Below are 25,853 nucleotides of genomic sequence, written 5' to 3'. Positions count from 1 at the left end.
CGGAAGATGGACAAGCAGCAGGAGTTCGTGATCCGGACGCTCGAGGAGCGCGACATCCGGTTCGTACGCCTGTGGTTCACGGACGTGCTGGGCTTCCTCAAGTCCGTGGCCGTGGCCCCGGCCGAGCTGGAGCAGGCCTTCGACGAGGGCATCGGCTTCGACGGCTCCGCGATCGAGGGCTTCGCCCGGGTCTACGAGTCCGACATGATCGCCAAGCCGGACCCGTCGACCTTCCAGATCCTGCCCTGGCGCGCGGAGGCGCCCGGCACGGCGCGCATGTTCTGCGACATCCTCATGCCGGACGGCTCCCCGTCCTTCGCGGACCCGCGCTACGTCCTCAAGCGCGCCCTCGCCCGCGCCTCGGACCAGGGCTTCACCTTCTACACCCACCCCGAGATCGAGTTCTTCCTGCTGAAGGACAAGCCGGTCGACGGCACGGTCCCCACCCCCGCCGACAACTCCGGCTACTTCGACCACACCCCGCAGAACATCGGCATGGACTTCCGCCGCCAGGCGATCACGATGCTGGAGTCGATGGGCATCTCGGTGGAGTTCTCCCACCACGAGGGCGCCCCCGGCCAGCAGGAGATCGACCTGCGCTACGCCGACGCGCTGTCCACGGCCGACAACATCATGACGTTCCGCCTGGTCATGAAGCAGGTGGCGCTGGAGCAGGGCCTCCAGGCCACCTTCATGCCGAAGCCGTTCTCGGAGTACCCGGGCTCGGGCATGCACTCGCACCTCTCGCTCTTCGAGGGCGACCGCAACGCCTTCTACGAGTCGGGCGCCGAGTACCAGCTCTCCAAGGTCGGCCGTTCCTTCATCGCGGGCCTGCTGCGGCACGCGGCGGAGATCTCGGCGGTCACCAACCAGTGGGTGAACTCGTACAAGCGCATCTGGGGCGGCAGCGAGCGCACGGCCGGCGCCGGCGGCGAGGCCCCGTCCTACATCTGCTGGGGCCACAACAACCGCTCGGCGCTGGTCCGCGTCCCGATGTACAAGCCCGGCAAGACCGGCTCGGCCCGCGTCGAGGTCCGCTCGATCGACTCCGGCGCCAACCCGTACCTGACCTACGCGGTCCTGCTGGCCGCCGGCCTCAAGGGCATCGAGGAGGGCTACGAGCTCCCGCCGGGCGCCGAGGACGACGTGTGGGCCCTGTCCAACGCCGAACGCCGCGCCCTGGGCATCGAGCCGCTCCCCCAGAACCTGGGCGAGGCCCTGGCCCTGATGGAACACAGCGACCTGGTCGCCGAGACCCTCGGCGAGCACGTCTTCGACTTCTTCCTGCGCAACAAGCGGCAGGAGTGGGAGGAGTACCGGTCGCAGGTCACCGCGTTCGAGCTGCGCAAGTCGCTGCCGGTGCTGTAGGGGCTGGTCAGAGCAGATTCTCCACCGATCCAGCGGATGGGGCCGACGGTCGCGGACCGTCGGCCCCATGGCGTCTCACCGGCCCTGGGCCGTCCACGAGCCCCTCCTTTGTCACCTTCACCTGATTCGCAACGTGCTGCCAGCCGGAATCGAAACGGATGCCGTCGACTGGCAGCCCGAAGATTTCCCCTTGCCGCAGTCCGCACCCGCCTCCGAGTTATAGATCACGCACCGGTAGGACGACGCCGGGACGGCCCTCTCCAGTTGACTCAGCCAATCCCGGATGTGCTCCGGCTTGAAGGACCCAAGCGGACGCGGTCCGAGACAAGGGATCGCGTGGCCGCGAATAGCAGACTCGACCGACTCGCGCGTCGCCATTGCGGTGGTCTGCGCGGTCAGCCGCTTCTCGGCGCACTGCCGAAACGTCACGCGGCCGACAGAAGGGTCCAGGTACTGCCCCGCGGCATGTCCGCCTCGATGCGGGCGAGCCACTGATTGGCCAGCCGTTTCTGTCCGTCGCGGAAGGACTTGCTCTTCCCGGTTCCGTCCGGGCCGATGCATCGGGCGCGATAGCGCAGGCCCGATCCGTGCCCGCTCCGCCCTCACGCGGCGGGACTTCCCGCCGGAATCGGCCTCGGTCCTGCACCAGCGGTCTTGGATGTGGCCCGCCATGCGATGGCCAGGGTCTTCACAGCTGCGGCTGCCGCGGCCGGCAGAGCCGTCCACGGGTGGCGGACCCCGCGACGGGCGCGCGGATCGGGTACATCGCTCAGGCACGTCCGCAAGTCATCGATGCTTTCCGGTCGGACGGGACCGGAGGCGCCCCTCAGTTGTTCCAGGCGGGACGGCATGCGGGAGGATGCGCGGGCAGGCATGAACTCGCTCGGCCCTCATACGGATTCGACACCCGCATGCTCGCCAGGCGGCCATGCCTGCACCGCTTTCAGGGCTGCCCGCCACCGTGAGCCGGCATATCGCCACATCCGTGGCCTGGCGGACGAACCGCCCGCCTCGCGACCCCTCAAAGGCCTTGCAGGCGTGCGCGAGTGCCGAAGATCACTTCTCCGAATATTCAGGTGTCGTGGACATGCAGGCAACCCCAACCCTAAAATCACCCTGGTTGCATTTGACTATTTCTGGTCAACGTCACAAGAAGGCGGATATCGTGAAATTTCCTAAAGGGCTCCGTAGGTTCGGAATAGGCGCCGCGATGGCAGCACTTACCGGTTCGATGCTCATTTCGGGAGGGGGGACGGCTCAAGCCGCCTCTGCAGCTTCTTCGTGCGCCGGCACTCGAATTGAGAGAATGAGCATCGACACCGGATGGATTGATCTTTATTATTCCAACGGTTACAACTGTGTTATCACTACATCTCGGACGCCTGGCGTCAAGTTGTACATGGGGGCATGGCTTGAGGTGAATGGAGGGACCAAGGTGTCCGACTGGGGCTACTACACCCAGTACGCAGGCCCTGTGAAACTTTACGCTGCTGGAAATTGTGTGCGGTTCGGTGGCCAGGTAGGGGTGGTCGGCACGGACTCGAACTGGGGACACTGCGGCTGATCCCGCTACTTCATGAAGGTCCGCCGAGAGAATCGGTGGACCTTTTCACTTTCGGAGTACCAGTGCCGCACCAGACAACGCTCGCTCCGTAGCACCGCTGGAAAACTCGTCAAAACAGTCTCCGCCCTGTGTCCGAGGATGGCCCCTACCTGGCCCCTGATGGGTGCTTGGGCGGATGTCGGTTCGGGGCCTGGAGGGGGTTTCCCTTCACCGCCTGCTCCGAGGGCCGCAGCAGCCCACTCCAGCCATCGCCATACGCCGCCTGATCTGGTCTTTCGTCCTCGTCGTTCCTATCGTCGAGCTCGGTCGAAAGGGGGGCCGGATGGACCGGACCGTACGCACCGTCGAGGACCTTCTCGCGCTCCTGGACGGGCTCTTCGCCTCTGAACCCGAGGCCGGCCGCGTGGCGACCGGCGACGGCAAGGACTTCTGGGACCGCTTCTACGCCGACCGGTCAAGGCCGGTCCCGTTCCTCGCGGCGAAGCCGGACGAGAATCTGGCCGCCTACCTCGACCAGGGCCTGATCGCTCCCGGCCGGGCCCTGGACCTGGGATGCGGACCCGGCCGCAACGCCCTGCACCTCTCAGCGCACGGCTTCGAGGTGGACGCCGTCGACCTCTCTCCCGTTGCCGTCGCCTGGGGCGAGGACCGGGCTCACGAGGCTGGAGTCGATGTCCGTTTCCTGTGCGGTGACGCTTTCACGCTCCCCGCCACCGAGTTGAGCGGACCGTACGACCTGGTCGTCGGCTCAGGGTGCTTCCATCATCTGCCGCCGCACCGACGCGTCAGCTACCTGGCCCTCCTCGACCGCGTCCTCGCGCCAGGCGGCCATCTCGCGCTCACCAGCTTCGCCGCCGGAGAGACGGGAACGGGGTCGGAACTCACCGACGCGGACCTCTACCGTGAAGGCCGGTCGCAGGGCGGCCTCGCCTACACGCCCGAATCGCTGCGCTGGATCTTCTCCGACCTGGCAGAGGTCGGACTGCGCCGCATGCGGGAGGAGCCGCCCGAGTCAGCACTGTTCGGCGTGACCTTCCTGTGGACCGCGCTGTTCCGTCGGGGTGCGGCTTCCTCAGGCGACGTTCGCCCTGTCCACGACCTCGCGTAGGCGATCTCGACATGGTTGGCCTCGGCCCAGTCCGCCCCCCGGCGGCACCGCTTCGTGGCCAGGTGCGGCGAGTAGTTGTCACACACGATCGTGATGTGCTTCCCGACAGGGTGCAGACCGCGCGGGTAGCGGCAAAACTCCAGGAACTCGGAGCGATCCTTCGCCTTCTTGATGTGGCCGTAGAGCTGGTCCTTGCCCAGGTCGTAGGCGGCGAATAGATGCCGGACGCCGTGCGGGCGGGTGTAGGTCGCACGGCGCCGGGGCCGTGGCTCGCGGTCGGGGGTCTTGTGCTTGCCGCCGCGCTCGGCCCACTGACGTCCGGGGAGGGGCTGGAGGTTGAGCGGGCCGAACTCGTCCATGCAGAGGATGACTTCGGGCTCGCCTTCCTCGGGGACGACCTCGCCGTCGGCGATCGCGTAGAGGTGCTCGATTCGGGCCTTCTTCGCGGCGTAGTCGGGGTCGTTCGAGGACTTCCAGGCGGATGGCTGGGCCGTCCGTGGGCCGTCGGACGACGGCCCACGGCAACCAACGAAGACCAGCGATGACCGTTCAGTCATCGGTCAGCGCTGGACAGACCCCAAAGAGTGGAGGCTGTTCCTCAGCTGCGTCACTTCCTGCGCAACAAGCGCCAGGAGTGGGAGGAGTACCGCTCCCAGGTCACCGCGTTCGAGCTGCGGAAGTCGTTGCCGGTGCTGTAGGGGCAGGTCGGGCGGGTCCGGCGGTCAGGGACCGTCGGGTCCTCGCGCCTTGGTGAGGGTGCAGACGCCGTCCGCGCACCGGCGCTCCAGACGGCCGCGGGAGACGGTCTGCGCCAGGCCGACCATCCAGCAGGTGGGGCAGCCCCGGAAGGCGATCAGGGCCAGCGGGGCCGCCAGCAGGGCGGCCGGGCCGGCGACGGGGACCAGGGCGATCGAGCCGATGATCAGCCCGAAGCCGACGGCGCCGCGCGCCAGGTGGCGCGGGACGGACGTGCCGGCGAAGTTCTTCCCGGGGGCCGCGGACGGTGCGGTGGGCGGGGCCCCCGTGTCCTGGGCGGATTCTACGGTCATGGTTCTCCTCCGACCGGCCGGTCGACGGTCCGGCCGACTGTCTCATCGGTCATGGCCAGTGAGTGACGCAGTGCCGCGCGTGCCCTGTGCAGTCGCGACTTCATCGCGGCGTTGCTCAGGCCCAGCGCGTGGGCGACGGTCCTGCCGGGCAGGCCCTGGACGTCCCGCATGATCAGGACCTGTCGCTGGTCGCGGGGAAGGGCGCTCACGGCAGCCGCGATCCGTTCCGCCTCCAGTCGGTGCAGCACCGCGTCCTCGGCGGACGGTTCCGCGGGCGCCTCCGGCCCGTCGGACGCGTCCTCCCTCCGCGCGACGAGCAGGCGTACCTGCCGCAGGCACTCGTTGCGCACGATCCGGAACATCCACGAGGCGAGCGCGCCCGTGGCCCGCAAGGTGCCGATCTTCCGGTAGAGGATGATCAGCGCCTCCTGCGCCGCGTCCTCCGCGTCCTGCGGCGAGGCGCACAGCGACAGGGCGAACCTGCGCACGTGGGGCTGCGATTCCATGACGACGGTGGTGAGCGACGTGACGTCGCCGTCCTGAGCGGCCCTGATCAGCCGCTCGTCCGGCCACGGGAAGCGTGGGTTCATCTGCTCCTCGTACAGGAAGTCGTCGGACGCGCGGGCGCCGGTCAGTTCCCGTTCCGGTAGCGCCGCGTCAGGTGCCACGCGCACGCGCCCACGAGCAGGGCTCCGACCACTACGAGGCCAGTGACGAGCATCGGTGTCTCCTTCCGGTTCCGCCGGCCCGTTCGGCCGGCACACGCACTAGAGGCGGGAAGGGCCGGAAAGGATTCGGTCCGGCGCCCGTTCTCCGAAAATGCCGCGGACCTGCACAGCGTTCATCGCACGGTCACGTGGAGCGGGCGGGGCGGTGGCGGGCCGGGGCAGCCGCGGGCATCGTGACTCCGGAAAGGCTCCCCCACCGGGGGATTACGTGAAGACGGGGGCTCTTCCCCCGACCGCACGCACACACCGGTGAACGCCCGACAACGCGCGGATGGTGGGTCGTTCATGAGCGTGCTTTGATCAGCGCGCGGCATCCCGGCAAGCGGTTCCGGACCCCCCGATCCGGAGCTCCGGCGTGCGCGCTCCACCGCTCCGACTTCTTTCGCGCGAAGGGAAGACCTGCCATGAACCTCGTCCCCCGGGTCGACACGGCCGAACTCTCCGACACCGACCTCGACCAGGTGTCCGGCGGCCTCGCCGTCAGCACCGCCGTCAGCACGTCCGGCGGTTTCGCCGGCGCGGGTCTCTACGCCGAGGCCGGCCCGCTCTCCGTCTGCGCCGGTCTCGGCGCCTCGGTGGCACTCGGCGGCGCCGCGGAGTACGGCCAGGCCCACACCACGAGCGTCTGACCCACGGCCTCGAAGCACGCCGGGCCCCGGACCACCTGGTCCGGGGCCCGCTCAGTGCGCGCCGGTGCCGGCCAGGAACCCTTCCCACGCGGCCCGGTCGACGGCGAGGCGGGGGCCGTCGGGGCGCTTGGAATCACGGATGTGGACGGTGGCGGTCGCGGTGGCTATGGCGACCTCGACGCAGTCGTTGGGATTACTGCTGTCGCTGTAGCTGCTCTTGAACCAGGCCAGGCCGGTGACGTCTTCGGACGCGTCCGTGCGGCTCATGTCTCCCCCAGCAGTTGTTCGATGAATGCCACTGATTCTCGGGCGGTCAGCGCTTCAGCGCGGATGATGCCATAGCGGAGTTCGAGGATCCGCAGGTGTCGGGGGTCGGTCACCGGCCGGTTGTCGAACTCGTCGTCGGCCCGGCCGACCGCCGTTCCGTCGGCGAACTTGAGCACCTGGATCCGTCCTCCCGTTCCAGGGTGGTCGCCGCGAGACGTCGGCATCACCTGGACCTCGACATGCCTCAACCGCGCCACCTCCAGCAGGTGTTCGAGCTGCCTGCGCAACACCATCCTGCCTCCGACCGGACGCCTCAGGGTCACCTCTTCCTGTACGAAGCTGAGTTCCGGGGCGGGGGCTCGATCGAAGATCCCCCTGCGTGCCATCCGTGCGGCGACCGCCCGCTCCAACTCGTCCTCCGAAAGCGCCGGTCGGCGCGTGCCCAGCAGAGCGCGGGCGTACTCCTCGGTCTGTACGAGGCCGTGCAGGTTGTGGATACCGTACGACAGCAACTCGACGGCCCTCGACTCCATCTTCGCCAGGTCCCGCACATGCTTCGGATACCGGACCTTCTTCACGTCTTCCCAGGCCGCGGCGATGAGCCCGCCCGCCTCCAGCACCTCGTCGGCCCGTTCCAGGTACTCCCGCCGGGGAATCCGCTTCCCGCCCTCGATCTTGTAGACGAGGTCCTCCCCGTACCCCACCGCCGTACCGAAGTCGCCCGCCCGCATCCCCACCGCCTCGCGCCGCAGCTTCAGCTGCCGCCCGACGGTGGCGAGGACGGCCACGCCCCACTCGTCGTCCGGGTCGACCTCCCAGCCCGGCTCGTCCGTCCCGCCGTCCACCGGCATCCGCACCCCTCCGCCGTACGCGTCGTATCGCGACGCCGCTCACGGTAGGCGGGCGGGTCCGCGCGGACGGGGTGGTCGGGGCTCCAGCACGCGAACGGGTGACCGGCGGGCTTCTCAGGGGCGGACGTTCTCCAGCAGCGACGTCAGGATCGCCTCGGCGTGGGTCCACAGGACGGCGCCGCCGATGCCGGGGACGATCCTGCGGCGGGCTCCGGGCAGGCGGGTGGCGAGCAGGGCCCCGTGGTCGGGCGAGTGCGTGGTGTCGTGTTCGCCGTACCAGATGTCGACCGGGACGGTGATCCGGTCGAACCCGATGTCCCACCGCCCCATGGCGAGGACGGTGTCCCGGGCGTATCCGGCGGCGGCGCCCCGGGCGAACCCCTCGGTCAGGGCCCGGCGGTACGCGGTCGAGAACCCGGGGTCCCGGTAGACGGCGAGGTCGCAGTCGGGGCCGCCTCCCGTCACCAGGCCCCACATCGCGTCCGCGTCGAAGCCCGCGAAGAACTCCTCGGCGGCGGCCGGGTCCCGCACGGCCAGTTCGGTCAGGGCGCGCAGGTCCGCGGGCAGGGCGGGGGCGAACTCGGGTGCGGCGACCTCGTCGGCGGCCGAGACGAGGGCCAGTGCCGAGACGAGGCCGGCCTCGGCGCAGGCGAGCGCGAACGGCGCGCCCTGGGAGTTGCCGACCACGGCCGGACGCCCTAGGTCCCGCAGGACGCACAACCGGTGCACGTCGGCGGCGAAATCGGCGAAGGTGCGGCCGGGAGCGGGCGTGGAGGCGCCCAGTCCGGGGCGGTCGACGGAGACCAGGCGGACGCCGAGCGCGTCGACGACGCCGGCGCCGAAGCCGAGCCGGCTGCTGGTGGCCGCCCCGGGGCACAGCAGGACGGGCACACCGTCCGGCGGCCCCCACTCGGCCCAGCCGAGCAGGCGGCCGTCCGGCAGGCGCGTCTCGCCGAGGCGGGTCGGTTCGGTGATACGGACAGACATGGTCCGCATCATGCAGCGCCGCCGAGCAGGTCCGCACGGCCTTTTCGCCGTCCGGCGTCCGCCGACGCCACGCCCTCGGTGGTACAGGAGCCGTACCACCGAGGGCGTGGCTCTGATACGCACCGACGTCCAGGCCGAGGACAGCGGCCTCGCGCTCGTCGAGGAGGCCGCCGCACGTCCCGGTGCCGCGGAGGCGGAGATCGTCCGCGAGGGCGTCCACCGCATCGCCCCGGCGCACCGCGTCCGGGACGGACCGTTCGTGTCCGGCGAGGAGACCTTCGGCCCCGGCGGTCCCGTGGGCGGGGACGAGAGCGGGGCCGCGGCCGTGGGGCGGGCGGTGCACCTGCTTCCGGGTCCTTCCCGACGGCCTCTGACCGGCCGCGCGGCGGGGAGGCCGCGCGGCCCGGTGTCAGCGCCGTACCGTCTGCGACGCCTCCGGCACGTGTCCCGCGACCACCCGCTCGTGGCCGTGCGCCCGTGCGCCGTCGGCGCGGCGCCGGTCCACCGCCCACGCCGCGCCCGCGACCGCCAGGCCGAGGACCGCGAGGGCCGCGCCCGCCAGGGCCGGAGAGGTGGCGCCGAAGCCCGCCGCGAGGGCGAGGCCGCCGATCCAGGCGCCGCCGGCGTTGGCGAGGTTGAAGGCGGCCTGGTTGGCCGAGGAGGCGAGGGAGGGGGCCGCCGAGGCCTTCTCCATGACCATCAGCTGCAGGGGCGAGCCGGTGATGAAGGCGGCCATGCCGAGCAGCGCCACGGCGGCGGCCGCCGTGACCTCCGTGCGCATCAGGAGGGGGAAGAGCGCGAGGACCACGACCAGGGAGGCGAGGCCGCCGAAGAGCGTGCCGCGCAGGGAGTGGTCCGCCAGGCGTCCGCCCAGCAGGTTGCCCGCGGTGGCGCCGACGCCGAAGAGGGCCAGCAGCAGGGTCACGCTCGCGTCGGCGAAGCCCGCCGCGTCCGTGAGCATCGGCGTGATGTAGCTGTAGGCGGCGAAGAGCGCGCCGAAGCCGGCGACCGTGGTGCCGAGTGCCAGCCAGACGGGCAGGGAGCGCAGGGCGGCCAGTTCGCCGCGCAGGCCCGTCGTGGGGGCGGGGGCGTGGTCGCGCGGGATCAGGACGACGAGGGCCGCCGTCGCCGCGACGCCGATCGCGCTCACGCCGAGGAACGTGGCCCGCCACCCCAGGTGCTGGCCCACGGCGGTGGCCGCGGGGACGCCGACGATGTTGGCGACCGTCAGCCCCAGGAACATCAGGGAGACGGAGCGGGCCTTGCGTTCCGGTGCCACCATGCCGGTGGCGACCACCGCGCCGACGCCGAAGAAGGCGCCGTGCGGCAGGCCGCTGACGAAGCGGGCGGCGAGCAGGGAGAGTTCGCCGGGGGCGACGGCCGACAGCGCGTTGCCCGCGACGAAGAGGACCATCAGGGCGATCAGGACCGTGCGGCGGGACATCCGCGCGGTCGCCGCCGCGAGCAGCGGGGCGCCGACGACGACGCCGAGCGCGTACGCCGAGACGAGGTGTCCGGCGGTGGGGATCGAGAGGTGCAGGTCCTCGGCGACATCGGGCAGCAGGCCCATCATCACGAACTCGGTCGTGCCGATGCCGAAGGCGCCCACGGCGAGGGCTAGCAGGGCCAGGGGCATGAAGGGTCTCGCCTTTCGAGAGCGGAGTGTGCGTACGGGGAGGGGACGTTTTTATGTTCCCGTACGGAACAAAGCCTCTCAGGGCGGGTATTCCGGCGGCGAATCTCAGGAAGCCGTTGTGTCGACCTTCACACGCGCGGCGATCGGCAGGTGGTCGCTGCCGGTCTCCGGCAGCGTCCAGCTGGTCTCCGGCTCGACACCGGTGACCAGGATCTGGTCGATGCGGGCCATCGGGAAGGACGCCGGCCAGCTGAAGCCGAAGCCGTCGCCCACGGCACCCTGCGGGGAGCGCATCTGCGAGGTGATCGCGGTGAGCGCGCGGTCGTTCATGGTGCCGTTGAGGTCGCCGAGCAGGATCTTGCGGGGCAGCTTCTCGTCGGAGATGGCCTCGCCGAGGGCGCCCGCGCTCTTGTCCCGCTGCCGGGCGGTGAAACCGGCCTCCAGCTTCACCCGGACGGAGGGAAGGTGGGCGACGTACACGGCGACCGGCCCGGAGGGGGTGGCCACGGTGGCGCGCATCGCGCGCTTCCAGCCCAGCTGGATGTCGACCGCCTTCACGTCGCTCATCGGATACCTGCTCCACAGTCCGACGGTGCCGACGACCGCGTGATGCGGGTACGTCGACTCCAGCGTCTTCTCGTACGTCGGCACGGCGGACGCCTTCAGCTCCTCGAGGGCCAGCACGTCGGCGCCCGCGGCGGCCACGGCACGGGCGGTGCCGGCCGGGTCGGCGTTGTCGGCGTTGACGTTGTGCGTGGCCACCGTGAGGTCGCCGCCGGCGCCGGTCTTGTCGAAGAGCAGGCCGCCGAAGAGGTTCAGCCACACCGTCACCGGCAGGACGAGCGCGATCAGCGCCGTCGCCGACCTGCGGACGAGGGCGATCACGAGCAGGACCGGGACCAGCAGGCCGAACCACGGCAGGAAGGTCTCGGTGAGGCTGCCGAGGTTGCCGACGGCGTTGGGGATGTGCGAGTGCGCCGCCATGACGACGGCCAGGACCACGGCCACCGCCGCCGTGACCAGACCCCGGCGCCAGATCCGCCGGTCCCCGCGCCAGCCGGTGGCCATCCGGTCGAACAGGCGCCGGAGCCGGGGGCCCCGACGCTCGGGCCCCGAGCCGCCGTTGTCCGTCTCCGTCATGTACGCCTGCTGCGCCATACCGCCGCCTCACTGCCTGCCGTGCACACCGTCGCCCCCCCGTGTCACAGCACCCTAGGGGATGATCGGTTCCGTTCCTGTCGTCCCATGACGACCGTACGGGCACGAGGACGCACGGGCCGGTGTCCGGAGTTCCGAACACGCTTGGGCCCAAGGGCCTCTGTGACGGAACGCTCACATTCGCGCCCCGGACGGGAGTCGCCGGACGGGCCCTAGGAGCCGGGTGGGGCGGGGCGCAGTCCGGCGAGCAGGGTGTCGACGATCTGTGCGGCGAGGTCCTCGGGGAGGTCGCCCTCCGGACGCAGGACCGCGCGGACCAGCATGGGGCCGACGACGATGTCGTGGAGCAGGTCCAGGTCGACGTCGTCGCGCAGTTCGCCGTTGTCGCGGCCGCGGCGCAGCACCTCGATGCCGAGCCTGCGCCGCGGGAGGACGACGGTGTCGTGGTAGGCCGCCCAGACCCTGGGACTGGACTTCATCTGGGCGTACACGCTGTGCAGGATCGCCGACCGGCTGGTCAGGCCCCGCTGCCGCAGCGACTCGAGGACGACGATCAGGTCGTCGCGCATCGAGGTGCCGGGCAGGACCGGGTCCTCGGGCTCGGCGGCCCGCACCACGTCGACGAAGAGTTCCTCCTTGCCCCTCCAGCGGCGGTAGATGGTGGCCTTGCCGACGCCGGCCGTGCGCGCGATGCGCTCGACGGAGAGCTCGGCGAGCGGGACGCCCTGTTCCAGGAGTTCCAGCACGCCTTCGATGATGGCGCGCTCGACGGCCTCGCTGCGGGGGCGCCCCCGCGCGGGCCAGTGGTGCGGCGGGCGGCTGTCGAGGCTCACGTGCCGGGTCCTTTCCCTGGGCCGGGTCCGATCGTCCCTGGTGCGGCGGTACTACTCCATCGTGGCCGCCGGCTCCCGTTCCCGCTCGGACGCCCCGGGCCGCGGGGTCCGGCCCGGCAGGAACAGGGCCACCACGACCGCGCCGAGCACGGCGACGCCCGCGCCCCACAGGGCGGTGACGTGCATGGCGTGCAGGAAGGCGTCGTTGGCCGGGCCGACCAGGGCCTCGCCCCCGGGGCCGAGCTTCGCGGCGACGCCGAGCGTGGCCTCGATGGACTCCCCGGCCGTGTGGCGCAGGCCGGCCGGGACGCGGCCGAGGTCGCCCTCGATGCCGTTGCGGTAGGCGGTGGACAGCACGGAGCCGAGGACGGCGATGCCGAGGGCGCCGCCGACCTGGCGGAAGGTGTTGCTGAGCGCGGAGGCCGAGCCGGCCTTCTCGCGGGGCAGGGCCTGCATGATGACGACGCTGGTCGGCGTCATGATGTGCGCCATGCCGGTGCCCATGAGGAAGAAGTAGACCTCCAGCAGCCAGACCGGCGTGTCCGCCTCCAGCGTGGCGAACGCGGCCAGCATCGCGGCGATGAGCGCCATCCCGGCCGTGGTCGTGACCCGGTTGCCGAAACGGTCGACGAGGAGTCGGGCCCGGGGAGCGAAGACCAGCTGCGAGACGGCCAGCGGCAGCATGAGCAGGCCGGTCTCCAGCGGGGAGTAGCCGAGCACGCTCTGGGTGTAGAAGACGGAGAAGAAGGTCACGCCCATCAGCGCGAAGAAGACCAGCGCGATGGCGGCGATCGCGGCGGAGAAGACCTTGTTGCGGAAGTACGTGACGTCGATGGACGGGTGGTCGCTGCGCTTCTCGTGCACGACGAAGGCCACGAGCACGGCGAGGCCCGCGCCGGTCGTCGCCAGCACGGCCGCGTCCGTGAAGTCGGCGAGCTGGCCGCCCTTGATGATGCCGTAGACGAGCAGGACGAGGCCGACGACGGACAGGACGACGCCGACCGGGTCGAGGCGGCCGGGGTTCGGGTCGCGGGAGTCGGGGACCAGCCACAGCATCAGCGCGAGGGCCAGGACGACGATCGGCACGTTGACGAGGAAGACCGAGCCCCACCAGAAGTGGTCCAGGAGCAGCCCGCCGGTGATCGGGCCGATGGCGATGGCCAGGCCCACGCCGGCGGCCCAGATGCCGATGGCCTTGGGCTGTTCCCCGCGCTCGAAGACGTTCATGAGGACGGCGAGGGTGGCGGGCATGACGAAGGCGGCGCCCAGGCCCATCACCGCGCGGAAGGCGACGAGTTCGCCGGGCGAGCCGGAGAAGGCGGCGAGGGCGGAACCGATGCCGAACACGGCCAGGCCGCCGAGCAGGACCTTCTTGCGCCCGAGCCGGTCGCCCAGCAGACCGGCGGTGAACAGCAGGCCGGCGAAGACGAGGGTGTAGGCGTTGATCGCCCACTCCAGCTCGCTCTGGGTGGCGCCCAGGCCGGTGGGCTCGGGGGTGGAGATGGTCTTGACGGCGACGTTCAGGATCGAGTTGTCGAGCACCACGATCAGCAGGCTCAGCATGAGCACACCGAGGATGGCCCAGCGGCGCCGGTGCACCTCTTCCGGTATGTGCCGGGAGGCGGAGACGGCAGGAGTAGTCATACCGTCGAGCCTAGGATTCCTCATATACGAGACCGTTCCGTATCGTAAACCTCTTACCCAGCTCTTACGCCCGTCGGATCCGGCCGTGGACCGCGTGGCGCGGGTCCCCTAGCCGACCGTCGGCGCGGGATGCCACCATGGGAGGGATCCGGGGACGCCGTCAGGGCGCCTCGAGATGACATGAAGGAGCCGTTGCCATGACGCAGCTTCCGGCTGCCCAGACGCCTCAGGCCAAGCCCGCCGACGGCGGCAGGGCGCTGTACGGGGGCAAGAGCACCCGCCGCATCACCGTCCGGGACATCACCGCCGCCAAGGAGCGCGGCGAGAAGTGGCCCATGCTCACCGCGTACGACGCGATGACCGCGTCCGTCTTCGACGAGGCCGGCATCCCGGTCATGCTCGTCGGCGACTCCGCGGGCAACTGCCACCTCGGCTACGACACCACCGTCCCCGTCACGCTGGACGAGATGACCATGCTCTCGGCCGCCGTCGTCCGGGGCACCAGCCGTGCCCTGATCGTGGCCGACCTGCCCTTCGGGTCCTACCAGGAGGGCCCGGTGCAGGCGCTGCGCTCGGCGACCCGGCTGGTCAAGGAGGCCGGGGCCGGGGCGGTCAAGCTGGAGGGCGGCGAGCGCTCGCACCGGCAGATCGAGCTGCTGGTGGAGTCCGGCATCCCCGTGATGGCGCACATCGGCCTCACCCCGCAGTCCGTCAACGCCATGGGCTACCGGGTGCAGGGCCGCGGCGAGGAGGCCGCCCAGCAGCTGCTGCGTGACGCCAAGGCCGTGCAGGACGCGGGCGCCTTCGCGGTCGTCCTGGAGCTGGTGCCGGCCGAGCTGGCCGCCGAGGTGACGCGCACCCTGCACATCCCGACCGTCGGCATCGGCGCGGGTCCCCAGACGGACGCGCAGGTGCTGGTGTGGACCGACATGCTCGGGCTGACCGGCGGGCGGGTGCCGAAGTTCGTGAAGAAGTACGCCGACCTGCGGCAGGTCATGGGCGACGCGGCGAAGGCGTTCGCCGACGACGTCGTCGGCGGAACGTTCCCGCTGGAGGAGCACTCCGTCCACTGAGCCATCGCGGTACGACACCGGGCCCCGCCGATCCTCCCCCGTCGGCGGGGCCCGGTGCCGTCGGCGGGACGTCGGCGGGCTGTCGGTGGCGCCGGACGGCTGTCGGCGGACTGTCGGCGGTCTGTCGGCGGCCCCTGACACCGTCGTCGGCATGAAGCGAATCGACGGAGATCCCCCGGCCGCGAACAGCGCGGTCACCGTGCGGGGACTGGTCAAGCACTACGGCGAGACCAAGGCGCTGGACGGCGTCGACCTGGACGTGCGCGAGGGCACCGTGATGGGCGTGCTCGGGCCGAACGGCGCCGGCAAGACCACCCTCGTGCGCATCCTGTCCACCCTCATCGCCCCCGACGCCGGACAGGCGCACGTCGCCGGCTACGACGTCGTACGCCAGCCCCGGCAGCTGCGGCGGGTGATAGGGCTCACCGGGCAGTACGCGTCCGTGGACGAGAAGCTCCCCGGCCGGGAGAACCTCTACATGATCGGGCGGCTGCTCGACCTGTCCCGTAGGGACGCCCGCGCGCGGGCCGACGAACTGCTGGAGCGGTTCTCGCTCACCGAGGCCGCCAAGCGTCCCGCGTCGACCTACTCCGGCGGCATGCGGCGCCGCCTCGACCTGGCCGCCTCCATGATCGGGCACCCGGCCGTCCTCTACCTGGACGAGCCCACCACGGGCCTCGACCCGCGCACCCGCAACGAGGTGTGGGACGAGGTCAAGCGCATGGTCGGCGACGGCGTCACCGTGCTGCTGACCACCCAGTACATGGAGGAGGCCGAGCAGCTCGCCTCCGAGCTGACCGTCGTCGACCGCGGCAAGGTCATCGCGAACGGCGGCATCGAGGAGCTGAAGGCGAAGGTCGGCGGGCGCACCCTGCGCGTCCGCCCGGTCGATCCGGCCCAGCTGCGCCCGCTCGCCTCCTTCCTGGACGAGATGGGCATCACCGGGCTCGCCAACTCCACCGTGGACGCCCAGCGCGGGGCCGTGCTGGTGCCGATCCTCAGTGACGAGCAGCTGACCGCCGTGGTCGGCGCGGTCACCGCGCGCGGCATCACCATCGCCTCCATCAGCACCGAACTGCCCAGCCTGGACGAGGTCTTCCTGTCCCTCACCGGCCACCGCGCCAGTGTCCCGCAGGACCCCGCGCCCGCCACCGACACCCGCGAGGAGGTCGCCGTATGAGCGCCGCCACCGTCACCCCCGCTCCCGCTCCCGACGCGCGGATCCCGCTGCGCGGGCACGTACGGCACACCGGCGCGCTGGTCCGCCGCAACCTGCTGTGGATCCGGCAGGACCCGGAGTCGATGTTCGACGCGATCCTGTTCCCGGTGATCTTCACGCTGCTGTTCGTCTACGTCTTCGGCGGCTCCATCGGCCAGTCGCTGGGCGGCGGGCAGCAGGCGTACGTGCAGTACGTGGTGCCCGGCCTGATGGCCATGATGGGCATGAACATGGCCCAGGGCGTGGGCACCGGCTTCAACCAGGACTTCAACTCCGGTGTCATGGACCGCTTCCGGTCCCTGCCGATCGGGCGCGGCTCGGTGCTGTTCGCCAAGATCGCCGTGGAGCTGATGCGGATGCTGTTCGCCACCGTGGTGCTCCTGATCGTCGGTGTTCTCGTCGGCTTCGACATCACCGACTGGGGCGGGCTGCTGGCCTCCGTGGGGCTGTCGGTGCTGTTCGGCTCGGCCCTGATGTGGATCTTCCTCACGCTGGGCGTGACGATGAAGAACGCGCAGTCCGTGCAGGCGATGGGCTTCCTGGTGCTGATGCCGCTCCAGTTCGGCTCGTCGATCTTCGCGCCGACGCAGTCGATGCCGGGCTGGCTGAAGGCCTTCACGGACTACAACCCGCTCTCCAGCCTCGCCGACGCCGCGCGCGGCCTGATGGTGGGCGGCCCCGTCGCGCACGACCTGTGGATGACGGTGGGCTGGTCGGTGGCGCTCACGGCGGTGATGGCGCCGATCGCGATCCACAAGTTCCGCACGAAGGCCTGACCCGGGTCAGACCAGGGCACCGGCCTCCTCCACGGTGAGGCCGGTGCCCTCGGCGTACGCGGCCCCGTAGGCCTCGGTGCCGAGCACCTCGCGGACCCGCTCCACGGCCCGGACGCGCGCGTCCCGCTCCAGGCCCATCGCGACGTGGTCCGGCGGCAGCGTCGCGTCGGCGGCACCGATGCAGCGCGCGGCGTCCACGGCGCGGCGCCCGCCGTCCACCCGGGCCATCGCCATCGCGGCGATGGTCAGGAACCCGGACCGCATGTGCGGGGCGATGGCGGTGGACAGCGGGTCGTCCGCCCGCTCCAGCGACTCCCGGATCCTGGTCAGGCACTCCTCGTGGCGGCCCTCCAGCGTGGCGAGCCACGCCTCGGCGGCGAGGAGGAAGGCGTCGAAGACGACGAAGTGGGCGATGGAGAAGTTCTCGCGCAGCAGCCGCAGCTCCTCGCGGGCCTCGGCGGTCCGGCCGGTTATGCCGAGCCGGCCGGCGAGGTAGAGCCGGGCCGCCGGCATGGCGCCGTTGTGTCCCGTCCCCTCCGTCCGGGCGATCACCGCGCGCAGCATGAGCTCACCCCGATCGGTGTGGCCCGCCTCCATCAGCACGCTGCCGAGCCGGGCTTCCAGGATGTCCACCTGGGCGTGCGCCCCGATCCGTCGGGCGAGTTCCGCGGCGGCCTCGTAGGAGGCGGCCGCCAGCCGGTACTCGCCCTGGCGCTCCTGGGCCTCGGCGCGGGCGGACAGGGCCTCGGCGGTGCCCCAGGCGTCACCGAGGCGGCGGTAGATGCCCAGCGCCTCGTCGGCGTCGCGGGCCGCGTCGCCCGCCCAGTCGGTGCGGTTGGCGAGCATCTGGGCGCGCATCTGCAGCGCACCGGCCAGCTCCCATTCGAAGCCCGGCGTCTCGCGGCAGGTGCGCACCGCGGCGTTCATGATCTCGTGCAGCCGGTCCATGTCGCCGGAGAGCATCACCGCGAAGAACCAGAGCAGGCCGGGAGGGGCGCAGGTCTGCGGCATGCCCGGTTCGTAGGTCTCGGCGATGACGCGCAGCTTCCGCTGGGCCTGCGGGTTCTGCCAGGCGTCCAGCTCCGTGTCCATGCAGGCGAGGTGGGCGAGGTGGACTCCCCGCCGGGCCTCCGCGAGCACCTCCCCGGTCATCGGGGGCGGCGCGGACGTGCACCGCTCCCACACCGGCTCGGCGCGCCGGACCGGCTCGCCGAACGGGTCCGGGCCGAGGGCCATGACCTCGCTGAACCAGTTCCGGGCCTCCACCCGCAGGTCGCGCATCTGCCAGTACCAGACCAGCGACAGCGCCAGGCTGAGCGCCTCCTGCTCGTCGCGCTCGGCGATCGCGTGCCGCAGGGCGGTGCGCAGGTTCTCGTACTCGCGCTCCAGCCGCTCGATGGCGGGCAGCTGCCCGGGACCGCGCAGCAACGGGTCGGTGGTGCGGGCGAGTTCGCGGTAGTACGTCAGGTGGGCGCGTTCGGCGACGGCGCGGGCGCCGGTCTCGTCGAGGCGTTCGCCGGCGTACTCGGAGACGGTCTCCAGCAGGCGGTAGCGCATCTCGCCGTCGCCGGCGGGGGCGGCGACGACGACCAGGGACTTGTCGACCAGGGAGCCGAGCGCCTCCAGCGCGGCCGGCCCGCACACGGCCTCGGCTGCGGCCAGGTCGCAGCCGCCGGCGAACACCGACAGGCGGCCGAGGACGTCCCGTTCCTCCTCGTCGAGCAGGTCCCAGGACCAGTCGACGACCGCGCGCAGCGTCTGCTGGCGGGGCAGGACGGTGCGGCTGCCGGAGGTGAGCAGGCGGAAGCGGTCGTCGAGGCGGTCGGCGATCTGGCGCGGGGTGAGCATGCGCAGCCGGGCGGCGGCCAGTTCGATGGCGAGCGGCAGGCCGTCGAGGCGGCGGCAGATCTCGGCGCAGGCTGCCGCGGTCTCCTCGTCGGCGTCGGGGCGGAAGCCGGGGCGGGCGGCTGCTCCCCGGTCGGCGAGCAGCCGCAGCGCGGCCGGCTCGGGGAGCGGCTCGACCGGGCGCAGCAGCTCGCCCGGCACGCCGAGGGGTTCGCGGCTGGTGGCGAGGACGGTCAGGCGGGGGCAGCGGGCGAGCAGTTCCTCGGCGAGCCGGGCGGCGGCGTCGACGACGTGCTCGCAGTTGTCGAGGACGATCAGCATGCGGCGTCGGCCGCAGTGCTCGACGAGGCGCTCGACGGCGGTGGCCTGCCGGTCGGCGGCGGCGGCCCGCATCTCCTCGGCGCCGGCGCCGTACAGCACGGTCTCGCGGGCGCCGAGGGCGGTCAGCACGGCCTCCGGCACGGCGTCGGGGTCGTCGACGGGGGCGAGTTCGGCCAGCCAGGCGCCGTCCAGCGCGACCTCACCGGCGCCCTCGGCGGCCTCCTGCGACAGCCGGGTCTTCCCGGCGCCGCCGGGCCCGAGCAGGGTGACGAGCCGTGCGGTCGCCAGGTCGGCGCGCAGGGCCTCGATGTCGGCGTCCCGGCCGACGAACGAGGTGAGCCGGGCGCGGAGGTTGCCCCGGGGCCGGGTCGCGGCGGGGGCCTCGCGGGTCCCGGACGCGGAGCGCGCGGCGGGGCCGGCGGGGGCCGCGGAACCGGGGTGCGCCGCAGGTCCGGCGGGCGTCGCGCGCCCCTCGGAACCGGGGTGCGCCGCGGCGCCGGAGGACGCCGTGGGACCGGAGGGCGCCGTGAGACCGGAAGACGCCGTGGGGTTGAGCAACTCCCCGTGCAGCGCGCGCAGCTCGGGCCCCGGGTCGGTGCCGAGGCGGTCCGCGAGCAGGCGTCGCAGGCCCTCGTAGGCGGCCAGCGCCTCGGCGGTGCGCCCGGTGTCGCGCAGGGCGCGCAGCCGCAGGGCCTGGAGGCGCTCGTCCAGGGGGTGGCCGTCGCACAGCGCGGTCAGCTCGGGCAGGGCGCGCTCCGCCTGCCCGAGGTCCAGGGCGGCGGCGTGGCGGGCGCGCAGGACGTCCAGGTGCCGGGTCTCCCAGCGGGCCGCCTCGGCGGTGCGGTCGGGCAGGTCGGCGAGGGCGGGACCGCGCCACAGGGCGAGGGCGTCGTCGAGGAGCTCGGCCGCCTTGTCCGGGTCGCCGCCGGCGAGGGCGCGGGCCCCCTCGCCGGCCAGCCGGTCGAAGCGGTGCAGGTCGATGTCGTCGGGGGCGGCGGTGAGCCGGTAGCCGCCGTCGGCGGAGGCGACCGCGGACGCGCCGAGCGCCCGGCGCAGCCGCCCCACCAGCGCCTGGAGGGCGCCCGGCGCGTCCGCGGGCGGGTCGTCGCCCCACACCTCCTCCACCAGCAGCCCCGCGGGCACGGCGCGGCCGGGCCTGAGGGCGAGCACGGTCAGCAGGGCGCGCAGTCGCGCCCCGCCCACGGGGACGGCCGTGCCGTCGGGGCGGAGTACCTGGGTGGTGCCGAGGATGCGATAGCGCACGGGGCCATTGTCCCTGGCGCCGTCGGGACCGGTCACGGGGTTTGTGCCGGTGCGGCGCGGCAGCGGCCGGCCGGGGCCTCGCCGAACACCCGCCGCGCCGGGTACGGTCGGCAGTCCCCGTGATCACCTCGGGCCAGGCCGTGCCTGCGCAAGTCAGTCAGGGAGTCCCATGACCGCCGCCACCACCCGCCCCGGCGACCGCCGGATCAGTCCCGTGTTCCTCGGGATCCTGGCCGTCACGGCGGTCACGGGGTGGGCCACCTGGAGCGGGTTCGCCGAGCAGCCGGGCCTGGCCGTGTTCCTGTTCGTGACGGCCGCGTGGATCGTCTCGCTGTGCCTGCACGAGTACGCGCACGCGCGCACCGCGCTGCACGGCGGCGACATCTCGGTCGGCGCGAAGGGCTACCTCACGCTGAATCCGGTGAAGTACACGCACGCGCTGCTGAGCGTCGTGCTGCCCGTGCTGTTCGTGATCATGGGCGGGATCGGCCTGCCGGGCGGCGCGGTGTTCATCGAGCGCGACCGCGTCCGCGGGCGCTGGCGGCACAGTCTGATCTCGGCCGCGGGTCCGCTGACGAACGTCCTGTTCGCCGCGGTGTGCACGGCCCCGTTCTGGCTGGACGCGCTGGACGGCGTGCCGCGCGACTTCCGGCTCGCGCTCGCCTTCCTCGCGCTGCTCCAGGTCACGGCCGCGATCCTGAACTTCCTGCCGGTGCCGGGACTGGACGGCTACGGGGTGATCGAGCCCTGGCTGTCGTACGGCGTGCGGCGGCAGGTGGAGCCGTTCGCGCCGTTCGGGCTGCTGTTCGTGTTCGCGCTGCTGTGGCTGCCGGCGGTCAACGGCGTGTTCTTCGACGCGGTCGACGCGATCCTGTGCGGGCTGGGGATCGGCGACGTCGACTCGTACTGCGGCTTCGAGCTGTACCGGTTCTGGCAGACCGACGAGTACTGCTCGGTCAGTTCGTGACCGACTCGCGGCGCGGGGTCCGGCCGCGCTTGACGTAGTACCAGCACATGTTGGACGACACGCCCGTCAGCAGCACCCAGACGACGCCGATCACCACGCTGCCCTGCACGAAGGAGACGACGGCGGCGACCACGGCGAGCACGCAGACGATCAGGGCGTAGACGGCGAGGCGGGGCATGGGCGGGGCTCCTGTCGGGGGGACACGTGCGGGTACCGCGGTACTGCGGGTGCGGCCGGCACGCGCGGCACCGGCACCCACCAGTGTCCCCCATCGCCTCACACGTCGGTGACGCGGAGCCCGGCGTGCGCCTTGTAGCGGCGGTTGACGGAGATCAGGTTGGCGACCAGCGACTCGACCTGGTGGGCGTTGCGCAGCCGCCCCGCGAAGACGCCGCGCATGCCGGCGATGCGCCCGGCGAGGGCCTGCACGATCTCCACGTCGGCCCGCTCCTCGCCGAGCACCATGACGTCGGTGTCGATCTCGTCGATCTCCGGGTCCTGGAGCAGGACCGCCGAGAGGTGGTGGAAGGCGGCGGTGACCCGGCTGTCCGGCAGCAGGGCGGCGGCCTGCTCGGCGGCACTGCCCTCCTCGGGCTTGAGGGCGTAGGCGCCCTTCTTGTCGAAGCCGAGCGGGTTGACGCAGTCGACGACGAGCTTGCCGGCCAGTTCCCCGCGCAGGGACTCGAGGGTCGTGCCGTGCCCCTCCCACGGCACGGCGACGATCACGACGTCGCTGCGGCGGGCGGTCTCGGCGTTGTCGGCGCCCTCGATGCCGTGCCCGAGTTCCCCGGCGGCGGCCTGGGCGCGCTCGGCGGCGCGGGAGCCGACGATCACCTTCTGGCCGGCCTTGGCGAGGCGGTAGGCGAGGCCCTTGCCCTGCGGGCCGGTCCCGCCGAGCACGCCGACGACGAGCCCGGAGACGTCGGGCAGGTCCCAGGGGTCCTTGGCGGGGGCCTTCTGTGCGGCACTGTCGGTAGAGGTCATGGGCCCGACCCTACGTCCGCCCCGGCCGCCGCACCGGTCCGGGTGCCGCCGGGCGGGACGCCGTCCCCGGGTCGGGGGAATCCGGGACGAACGCCGGGCCGGGGGGACCGGGTTGCGGCAGGATGCGGGCGCATGGACGCCGTACGGGTAGCGCTGCTGCGGGACGTGCTCGCCGGGACCGAGTGGCTGGGGGCCACCCGGCGTTTCGCGGGGGCGCTGCGGGGATCGGTGGTGCCGCACGGGGGCGGGCTGCTGCTGGTGGGCACGGCCGGGTACGAGCCGTGGCACCTGGCGGCCCACCTGGTGGACGAGGCCGCCTGGTCGGGGACGCCGGAGCTGGCGCCGACCCTGGTGCGGCACGACGCGCGTCCGTCGGACCCGGCGCACCTGGCGGTGGGGCTGGGGCGGCTGGCGGCGGCCCGGCGGGGGGAGACGCTGCTGGTGGTGGCGCCCGACGATCCCGGGGCCCCGCTGCTGGAGCGGGTGCACGACGCCCGGCGGGCCGGCGCGACGGTGCTGGCGCTGGGCAGCGGCGAGCGGGAGCTGACGGCCATGGCGCACGAGACGCTGACCGTGCCGGACGGGGCGGAGCTGGACCTGGACACCGTGCAGCACCTGGTCAGCGCGGCGGCCGGCGAGAACGCGGTGCCGCCCCCGCGGGGCCGCCGCCGTTTCCGTGACCGCCTGTCCCGCCTGACCGACCACCTGACGGCTCCGCCACCGCCGCGCTGGTGAGAGCGCGGGGTCCGGTACCCGGCGGCGCGGCCGGGGGCGCGGGGGTGGCGTGGCCCGGCGCGGCCGGGTGCCCGGCGCTCCGGCGCGGCCGGGGGCGGGATCGCGTGGCCCGGCGCCGCCGGGTGCCGCCGCGCCCACCCGGGCCCCCAGCGGCACGTCTGCCCGCAGCTGTGACGTCGGGTGCCTCCCCTGGCGCGGGGGTGGCGTGGCCCGGTGCCGTCGGGTGCCGCTGCGCCCACCCGGGCCGCCCCGGCGGCACGTCTGCCCGCAGCTGTGACGTCGGGTGCCTCCCCCTGGCGCGGTGGGAAAACCGGTTGCCCGCCGTGGTCCTTCCGTCGACGATGGCGCCTCGTGACCCACGAGTCCTCCGGCCCCTCCGGGCTGCGCGCCCTGCTGCCCGATCTGTCGCCCTGGCGGGCCTCCGCCGACTTCCGGCGGCTGTGGGTGGCGGGGCTGATCACGAACTTCGGGAGCTTCCTGACGTTCGTCGCCCTGCCCGTGCAGCTCAAGGAGCTGACCGGGTCGGCGGCGGCCGTCGGCGCGATCGGTGCCGTGGAGCTGGTTCCGCTGGTGGTGTTCGGGCTGTACGGCGGGGCGCTGGCCGACGCCTGGGACAAGCGGAAGCTGATCCTGTGGACGGAGGCCGGCCAGGGCCTGCTGTGCGCGGTGCTGCTGGTCAACGCGCTGCTGCCGGACCCCGCCGTGTGGCCGCTGTACGTCGTCGCGGCCCTCACCTCGGCGCTCGGCGGGGTCCAGCGGCCCGCGCTGGACGCGCTGATCCCCCGGATCGTGGCGCACGAGGACCTGCCGGCCGCCGCGTCGCTGACCGCGCTGCGCTGGCAGGTCGGCGGGATCGCCGGGCCCGCGCTGGCCGGCGTCGTGGTGGCGTACGCGGGGCTGGGGTGGGCGTACGCGGTGGACCTCGTCACCTTCGCCGTGTCCGTCCTGCTGGGGGTGCGTCTCGCCGCGTCCCCCGCCTCGCACGACGCGGCGAAGCCGTCCTGGGCGGCGATCGCGGAGGGCGCCCGGTACGCGTGGAACCGCAAGGAGCTGCTGGGCACGTACGCGGTCGACCTCGCCGCGATGTTCCTGGCGATGCCGCTGGCCGTGCTGCCGTTCCTCGCGGACGAGCTGGACGCCGAGTGGTCGCTGGGCCTGATGTACGCGGCGATCCCGGCCGGTTCGCTGCTGGTGAGCGTGAGCAGCGGCTGGACGACGCGGGTGCACCGGCACGGGCGGATGGTGGTACTGGCGGCCGTCGGCTGGGGCGTCGCGATCGCCGCCGCCGGTGTCGCCGGGAACGTGTGGCTGGTGCTGCTCTGCTTCGCCCTGGCCGGTGCCTGCGACATGGTCAGCGGCGTCTTCCGCAGCGCGATGTGGAACCAGACGATCCCGGACGAGCTGCGCGGCCGGCTCGCCGGGATCGAGCTGCTGTCGTACTCGGTGGGCCCGCAGCTGGGTCAGGTCCGGGCCGGCGGCACGGCCGCGCTCACCGGGGTGCGGGCGTCGGTGTGGTCGGGCGGGCTGCTGTGCGCCGGCGCGGTGTGCCTGCTGGCGCTGTGCCTGCCGACGATGATGACGTACGACGCGCGGACGAACGAGCACGCGGTGCGGCTGCGCGAGAAGCGCGCGGCGGCCGCCGTGCCGGACGCCTGACCGGTCCTCGTCAGTCCTCGTCCGCGCGCCCGGCCGGGGCGTCGTGCCACCTGGGGTCGTTCTCCCACTCCAGGTTGCGTTCGCGCGCCGTCCGCATCGCGTGCTCGGCCTCCGCCCGGGACGCGTACGGCCCGAAGCGGTCCTTGGCCGGGCACTCCGGGCCCTCCTCGACCTTCCTGTGCTCCAGGCAGTAGTACCACTCGCCCGGCTTGCCGACCGTGCGCTTCTTGAACAGGGCCATGACCAGCTCCTCTCGCCACCGACATCTTCCCCGCTGCCCGCTGGTTAGACTCGCGGCATGTCTGGCCAGTCGCTGCTCGTCCCAGGGGAGCTGTCCCCCACCCGTTCCGTACCCGGAAACATCCGCCGGCCCGAGTACGTCGGCAAACCGGCTCCGGCGCCGTACACGGGGCCGGAGGTGCAGACGCCCGAGACGATCGAGGCGATGCGCGTGGCCGGGCGGATCGCGGCGCGGGCGATGGCCGAGGCCGCGAAGCTGATCGCGCCGGGCGTGACCACGGACGAGCTGGACCGGGTCGCGCACGAGTACATGTGCGACCACGGCGCCTACCCCTCGACGCTCGGCTACCGGGGTTTCCCGAAGTCCCTGTGCACCTCCGTCAACGAGGTGATCTGCCACGGCATCCCGGACTCCACGGTGCTGCGCGACGGGGACATCGTCAACCTGGACGTGACGGCGTACATCGGCGGCGTGCACGGCGACAACAACGCGACGTACCTGGTCGGCGACGTGGACGAGGAGAGCCGGCTGCTGGTCGAGCGCACCAGGGAGTCGCTGAACCGTGCGATCAAGGCGGTCAAGCCGGGCCGGCAGATCAACATCATCGGCCGGGTCATCGAGTCGTACGCCAAGCGCTTCGGGTACGGGGTGGTGCGGGACTTCACCGGGCACGGGATCAACTCGTCGTTCCACTCCGGGCTGATCGTCCCGCACTACGACAGCCCGCACGCGACGACCGTCATCCAGCCCGGGATGACCTTCACGATCGAGCCGATGCTGACGCTCGGGACGCACGAGTACGACATGTGGGACGACGGCTGGACGGTCGTGACGCGCGACCGGAAGCGGACCGCCCAGTTCGAGCACACCCTGGTGGTGACCGACACGGGCGCGGAGATCCTCACGCTGCCCTGACCGGCCCGCCACCGGCCCAGAGCCCGCCCTCCGTCA

General features: G+C 72.5%; 23 protein-coding genes and 2 pseudogenes. 11 read left to right on the top strand and 14 right to left on the bottom strand.

All coding sequences use genetic code 11. From position 1 onward, the window contains the following. Window positions 1–6: 6 nt before the first annotated feature. Both ACZ4V6_RS03625 and ACZ4V6_RS03620 read left to right on the top strand, forming a co-directional pair. On the top strand, window positions 7–1,368 hold the full coding sequence (locus tag ACZ4V6_RS03625) for a glutamine synthetase family protein (RefSeq protein ID WP_403517900.1): 1,362 nt from the start codon (window positions 7–9) through the stop codon (window positions 1,366–1,368). Window positions 1,369–3,254: 1,886 nt separating this feature from the next. Beyond that, entirely contained in the window at window positions 3,255–4,040 is a 786-nt protein-coding gene (locus tag ACZ4V6_RS03620) for an SAM-dependent methyltransferase (protein ID WP_467822125.1), read from the top strand. On the opposite strand, the pseudogene ACZ4V6_RS03615 reads toward ACZ4V6_RS03620, so the two are convergent. Further along, window positions 3,989–4,546 (bottom strand): annotated as a pseudogene (locus ACZ4V6_RS03615) (transposase); the annotation flags it as partial. The gene ACZ4V6_RS03620 and the pseudogene ACZ4V6_RS03615 sit on opposite strands and share 52 nt — an antisense overlap. A 105-nt stretch (window positions 4,547–4,651) precedes the next feature. Between ACZ4V6_RS03615 and ACZ4V6_RS03610 the strand changes: the two are divergent. Next, a pseudogene (locus ACZ4V6_RS03610) lies at window positions 4,652–4,738 on the top strand (glutamine synthetase); the annotation flags it as partial. 24 nt (window positions 4,739–4,762) lie between these two features. On the opposite strand, the gene ACZ4V6_RS03605 reads toward ACZ4V6_RS03610, so the two are convergent. Together ACZ4V6_RS03605 and ACZ4V6_RS03600 are read right to left on the bottom strand one after the other, a co-directional pair. Continuing rightward, window positions 4,763–5,089: a hypothetical protein gene (locus tag ACZ4V6_RS03605; protein WP_467822123.1), complete on the bottom strand. Its 327-nt coding sequence runs from the start codon at window positions 5,087–5,089 to the stop codon at window positions 4,763–4,765. Continuing rightward, window positions 5,086–5,679: an RNA polymerase sigma factor gene (locus tag ACZ4V6_RS03600; RefSeq protein WP_467822241.1), complete on the bottom strand. Its 594-nt coding sequence runs from the start codon at window positions 5,677–5,679 to the stop codon at window positions 5,086–5,088. Before ACZ4V6_RS03600 ends, ACZ4V6_RS03605 begins: the two co-directional genes overlap by 4 nt. Window positions 5,680–6,221: 542 nt before the next feature. On the opposite strand from ACZ4V6_RS03600, the gene ACZ4V6_RS03595 reads away from it, so the two are divergent. Continuing rightward, window positions 6,222–6,446: a hypothetical protein gene (locus ACZ4V6_RS03595; protein WP_467822121.1), complete on the top strand. Its 225-nt coding sequence runs from the start codon at window positions 6,222–6,224 to the stop codon at window positions 6,444–6,446. 51 nt (window positions 6,447–6,497) lie between these two features. On the opposite strand, the gene ACZ4V6_RS03590 is transcribed toward ACZ4V6_RS03595, so the two are convergent. The 7 genes from ACZ4V6_RS03590 to ACZ4V6_RS03560 all read right to left on the bottom strand — a co-directional run bounded on the left by ACZ4V6_RS03590 (window position 6,498) and on the right by ACZ4V6_RS03560 (window position 13,822). Beyond that, on the bottom strand, window positions 6,498–6,713 hold the full coding sequence (locus tag ACZ4V6_RS03590; RefSeq protein WP_467822120.1) for a DUF397 domain-containing protein: 216 nt from the start codon (window positions 6,711–6,713) through the stop codon (window positions 6,498–6,500). After that, the gene (locus ACZ4V6_RS03585) at window positions 6,710–7,564 is read right to left on the bottom strand and encodes a helix-turn-helix domain-containing protein (RefSeq protein WP_467822118.1); all 855 of its coding nucleotides are present in this window, start codon (window positions 7,562–7,564) and stop codon (window positions 6,710–6,712) included. Before ACZ4V6_RS03585 ends, ACZ4V6_RS03590 begins: the two co-directional genes overlap by 4 nt. A 114-nt stretch (window positions 7,565–7,678) precedes the next feature. Further along, window positions 7,679–8,551 (bottom strand): alpha/beta fold hydrolase, encoded by an 873-nt coding sequence (locus ACZ4V6_RS03580; protein ID WP_467822117.1) that lies wholly within the window; start codon window positions 8,549–8,551, stop codon window positions 7,679–7,681. Window positions 8,552–8,960: 409 nt separating this feature from the next. Further along, window positions 8,961–10,187: an MFS transporter gene (locus ACZ4V6_RS03575; RefSeq protein ID WP_467822115.1), complete on the bottom strand. Its 1,227-nt coding sequence runs from the start codon at window positions 10,185–10,187 to the stop codon at window positions 8,961–8,963. 105 nt (window positions 10,188–10,292) lie between these two features. Continuing rightward, window positions 10,293–11,255: an endonuclease/exonuclease/phosphatase family protein gene (locus ACZ4V6_RS03570; RefSeq protein ID WP_467822240.1), complete on the bottom strand. Its 963-nt coding sequence runs from the start codon at window positions 11,253–11,255 to the stop codon at window positions 10,293–10,295. 302 nt (window positions 11,256–11,557) lie between these two features. Next, the gene (locus ACZ4V6_RS03565; protein ID WP_467822114.1) at window positions 11,558–12,178 is read right to left on the bottom strand and encodes a TetR/AcrR family transcriptional regulator; all 621 of its coding nucleotides are present in this window, start codon (window positions 12,176–12,178) and stop codon (window positions 11,558–11,560) included. Between the two features lie 51 nt (window positions 12,179–12,229). Next, window positions 12,230–13,822 carry an MFS transporter gene (locus ACZ4V6_RS03560; RefSeq protein WP_467822112.1) on the bottom strand — a complete coding sequence of 531 codons (1,593 nt, stop codon included), beginning with the start codon at window positions 13,820–13,822 and terminating at the stop codon, window positions 12,230–12,232. Window positions 13,823–14,019: 197 nt separating this feature from the next. On the opposite strand from ACZ4V6_RS03560, the gene panB reads away from it, so the two are divergent. The 3 genes from panB to ACZ4V6_RS03545 all read left to right on the top strand — a co-directional run bounded on the left by panB (window position 14,020) and on the right by ACZ4V6_RS03545 (window position 16,890). Further along, window positions 14,020–14,895, top strand: a complete 876-nt coding sequence (gene panB / locus ACZ4V6_RS03555; protein ID WP_467822110.1) for a 3-methyl-2-oxobutanoate hydroxymethyltransferase — start codon at window positions 14,020–14,022, stop codon at window positions 14,893–14,895. Window positions 14,896–15,046: 151 nt separating this feature from the next. Continuing rightward, on the top strand, window positions 15,047–16,075 hold the full coding sequence (locus ACZ4V6_RS03550) for an ATP-binding cassette domain-containing protein (RefSeq protein WP_467822109.1): 1,029 nt from the start codon (window positions 15,047–15,049) through the stop codon (window positions 16,073–16,075). After that, entirely contained in the window at window positions 16,072–16,890 is an 819-nt protein-coding gene (locus tag ACZ4V6_RS03545; protein WP_467822107.1) for an ABC transporter permease, read from the top strand. Before ACZ4V6_RS03550 ends, ACZ4V6_RS03545 begins: the two co-directional genes overlap by 4 nt. A 6-nt stretch (window positions 16,891–16,896) precedes the next feature. Here the strand turns inward: ACZ4V6_RS03545 and ACZ4V6_RS03540 are convergent, their stop codons facing one another. Then, window positions 16,897–20,319, bottom strand: a complete 3,423-nt coding sequence (locus tag ACZ4V6_RS03540) for an AfsR/SARP family transcriptional regulator (protein ID WP_467822105.1) — start codon at window positions 20,317–20,319, stop codon at window positions 16,897–16,899. A gap of 169 nt (window positions 20,320–20,488) precedes the next feature. On the opposite strand from ACZ4V6_RS03540, the gene ACZ4V6_RS03535 reads away from it, so the two are divergent. Continuing rightward, window positions 20,489–21,286, top strand: coding sequence for a site-2 protease family protein (locus ACZ4V6_RS03535; RefSeq protein ID WP_467822104.1), 798 nt, complete (start codon window positions 20,489–20,491; stop codon window positions 21,284–21,286). On the opposite strand, the gene ACZ4V6_RS03530 is transcribed toward ACZ4V6_RS03535, so the two are convergent. Both ACZ4V6_RS03530 and npdG read right to left on the bottom strand, forming a co-directional pair. Then, complete coding sequence (locus tag ACZ4V6_RS03530; RefSeq protein ID WP_467822102.1) at window positions 21,276–21,464, bottom strand: hypothetical protein; 189 nt, start codon at window positions 21,462–21,464, stop codon at window positions 21,276–21,278. The two genes, ACZ4V6_RS03535 and ACZ4V6_RS03530, sit on opposite strands and share 11 nt — an antisense overlap. A gap of 98 nt (window positions 21,465–21,562) precedes the next feature. After that, window positions 21,563–22,270, bottom strand: coding sequence for an NADPH-dependent F420 reductase (gene npdG / locus ACZ4V6_RS03525; RefSeq protein ID WP_467822100.1), 708 nt, complete (start codon window positions 22,268–22,270; stop codon window positions 21,563–21,565). A 132-nt stretch (window positions 22,271–22,402) separates the two neighbouring features. On the opposite strand from npdG, the gene ACZ4V6_RS03520 reads away from it, so the two are divergent. Further along, complete coding sequence (locus tag ACZ4V6_RS03520; RefSeq protein WP_467822098.1) at window positions 22,403–23,005, top strand: hypothetical protein; 603 nt, start codon at window positions 22,403–22,405, stop codon at window positions 23,003–23,005. Between the two features lie 351 nt (window positions 23,006–23,356). Beyond that, complete coding sequence (locus tag ACZ4V6_RS03515) at window positions 23,357–24,661, top strand: MFS transporter (RefSeq protein ID WP_467822096.1); 1,305 nt, start codon at window positions 23,357–23,359, stop codon at window positions 24,659–24,661. A gap of 10 nt (window positions 24,662–24,671) precedes the next feature. Here the strand turns inward: ACZ4V6_RS03515 and ACZ4V6_RS03510 are convergent, their stop codons facing one another. Continuing rightward, a complete protein-coding gene (locus ACZ4V6_RS03510) occupies window positions 24,672–24,902 on the bottom strand; it encodes a hypothetical protein (RefSeq protein ID WP_467822094.1) in 231 nt (76 codons plus the stop codon). A gap of 57 nt (window positions 24,903–24,959) precedes the next feature. Between ACZ4V6_RS03510 and map the strand changes: the two genes are divergently transcribed. Further along, complete coding sequence (map, locus tag ACZ4V6_RS03505; protein ID WP_467822093.1) at window positions 24,960–25,817, top strand: type I methionyl aminopeptidase; 858 nt, start codon at window positions 24,960–24,962, stop codon at window positions 25,815–25,817. Window positions 25,818–25,853 lie beyond the last annotated feature (36 nt).

The sequence above is a fragment of the Streptomyces sp. NPDC029152 genome, from assembly GCF_055564355.1.
Note: the sequence above shows the minus strand (reverse complement) of the source record. Positions and strands in the feature narration are given on the sequence as shown.

Coding starts and splice junctions, on each gene's coding strand:
- ACZ4V6_RS03510 (WP_467822094.1), bottom strand. CDS start 24,902: ATGGCCCTGTTCAAGAAGCGCACGGTCGGCAAGCCGGGCGAGTGGTAC.
- ACZ4V6_RS03595 (WP_467822121.1), top strand. CDS start 6,222: ATGAACCTCGTCCCCCGGGTCGACACGGCCGAACTCTCCGACACCGAC.
- ACZ4V6_RS03545 (WP_467822107.1), top strand. CDS start 16,072: ATGAGCGCCGCCACCGTCACCCCCGCTCCCGCTCCCGACGCGCGGATC.
- ACZ4V6_RS03520 (WP_467822098.1), top strand. CDS start 22,403: ATGGACGCCGTACGGGTAGCGCTGCTGCGGGACGTGCTCGCCGGGACC.
- ACZ4V6_RS03585 (WP_467822118.1), bottom strand. CDS start 7,564: ATGCCGGTGGACGGCGGGACGGACGAGCCGGGCTGGGAGGTCGACCCG.
- ACZ4V6_RS03580 (WP_467822117.1), bottom strand. CDS start 8,551: ATGTCTGTCCGTATCACCGAACCGACCCGCCTCGGCGAGACGCGCCTG.
- ACZ4V6_RS03605 (WP_467822123.1), bottom strand. CDS start 5,089: ATGACCGTAGAATCCGCCCAGGACACGGGGGCCCCGCCCACCGCACCG.
- ACZ4V6_RS03535 (WP_467822104.1), top strand. CDS start 20,489: ATGACCGCCGCCACCACCCGCCCCGGCGACCGCCGGATCAGTCCCGTG.
- map (WP_467822093.1), top strand. CDS start 24,960: ATGTCTGGCCAGTCGCTGCTCGTCCCAGGGGAGCTGTCCCCCACCCGT.
- panB (WP_467822110.1), top strand. CDS start 14,020: ATGACGCAGCTTCCGGCTGCCCAGACGCCTCAGGCCAAGCCCGCCGAC.
- ACZ4V6_RS03530 (WP_467822102.1), bottom strand. CDS start 21,464: ATGCCCCGCCTCGCCGTCTACGCCCTGATCGTCTGCGTGCTCGCCGTG.
- ACZ4V6_RS03570 (WP_467822240.1), bottom strand. CDS start 11,255: ATGGCCACCGGCTGGCGCGGGGACCGGCGGATCTGGCGCCGGGGTCTG.
- ACZ4V6_RS03550 (WP_467822109.1), top strand. CDS start 15,047: ATGAAGCGAATCGACGGAGATCCCCCGGCCGCGAACAGCGCGGTCACC.
- ACZ4V6_RS03560 (WP_467822112.1), bottom strand. CDS start 13,822: ATGACTACTCCTGCCGTCTCCGCCTCCCGGCACATACCGGAAGAGGTG.
- npdG (WP_467822100.1), bottom strand. CDS start 22,270: ATGACCTCTACCGACAGTGCCGCACAGAAGGCCCCCGCCAAGGACCCC.
- ACZ4V6_RS03620 (WP_467822125.1), top strand. CDS start 3,255: ATGGACCGGACCGTACGCACCGTCGAGGACCTTCTCGCGCTCCTGGAC.
- ACZ4V6_RS03590 (WP_467822120.1), bottom strand. CDS start 6,713: ATGAGCCGCACGGACGCGTCCGAAGACGTCACCGGCCTGGCCTGGTTC.
- ACZ4V6_RS03625 (WP_403517900.1), top strand. CDS start 7: ATGGACAAGCAGCAGGAGTTCGTGATCCGGACGCTCGAGGAGCGCGAC.
- ACZ4V6_RS03600 (WP_467822241.1), bottom strand. CDS start 5,679: ATGAACCCACGCTTCCCGTGGCCGGACGAGCGGCTGATCAGGGCCGCT.
- ACZ4V6_RS03575 (WP_467822115.1), bottom strand. CDS start 10,187: ATGCCCCTGGCCCTGCTAGCCCTCGCCGTGGGCGCCTTCGGCATCGGC.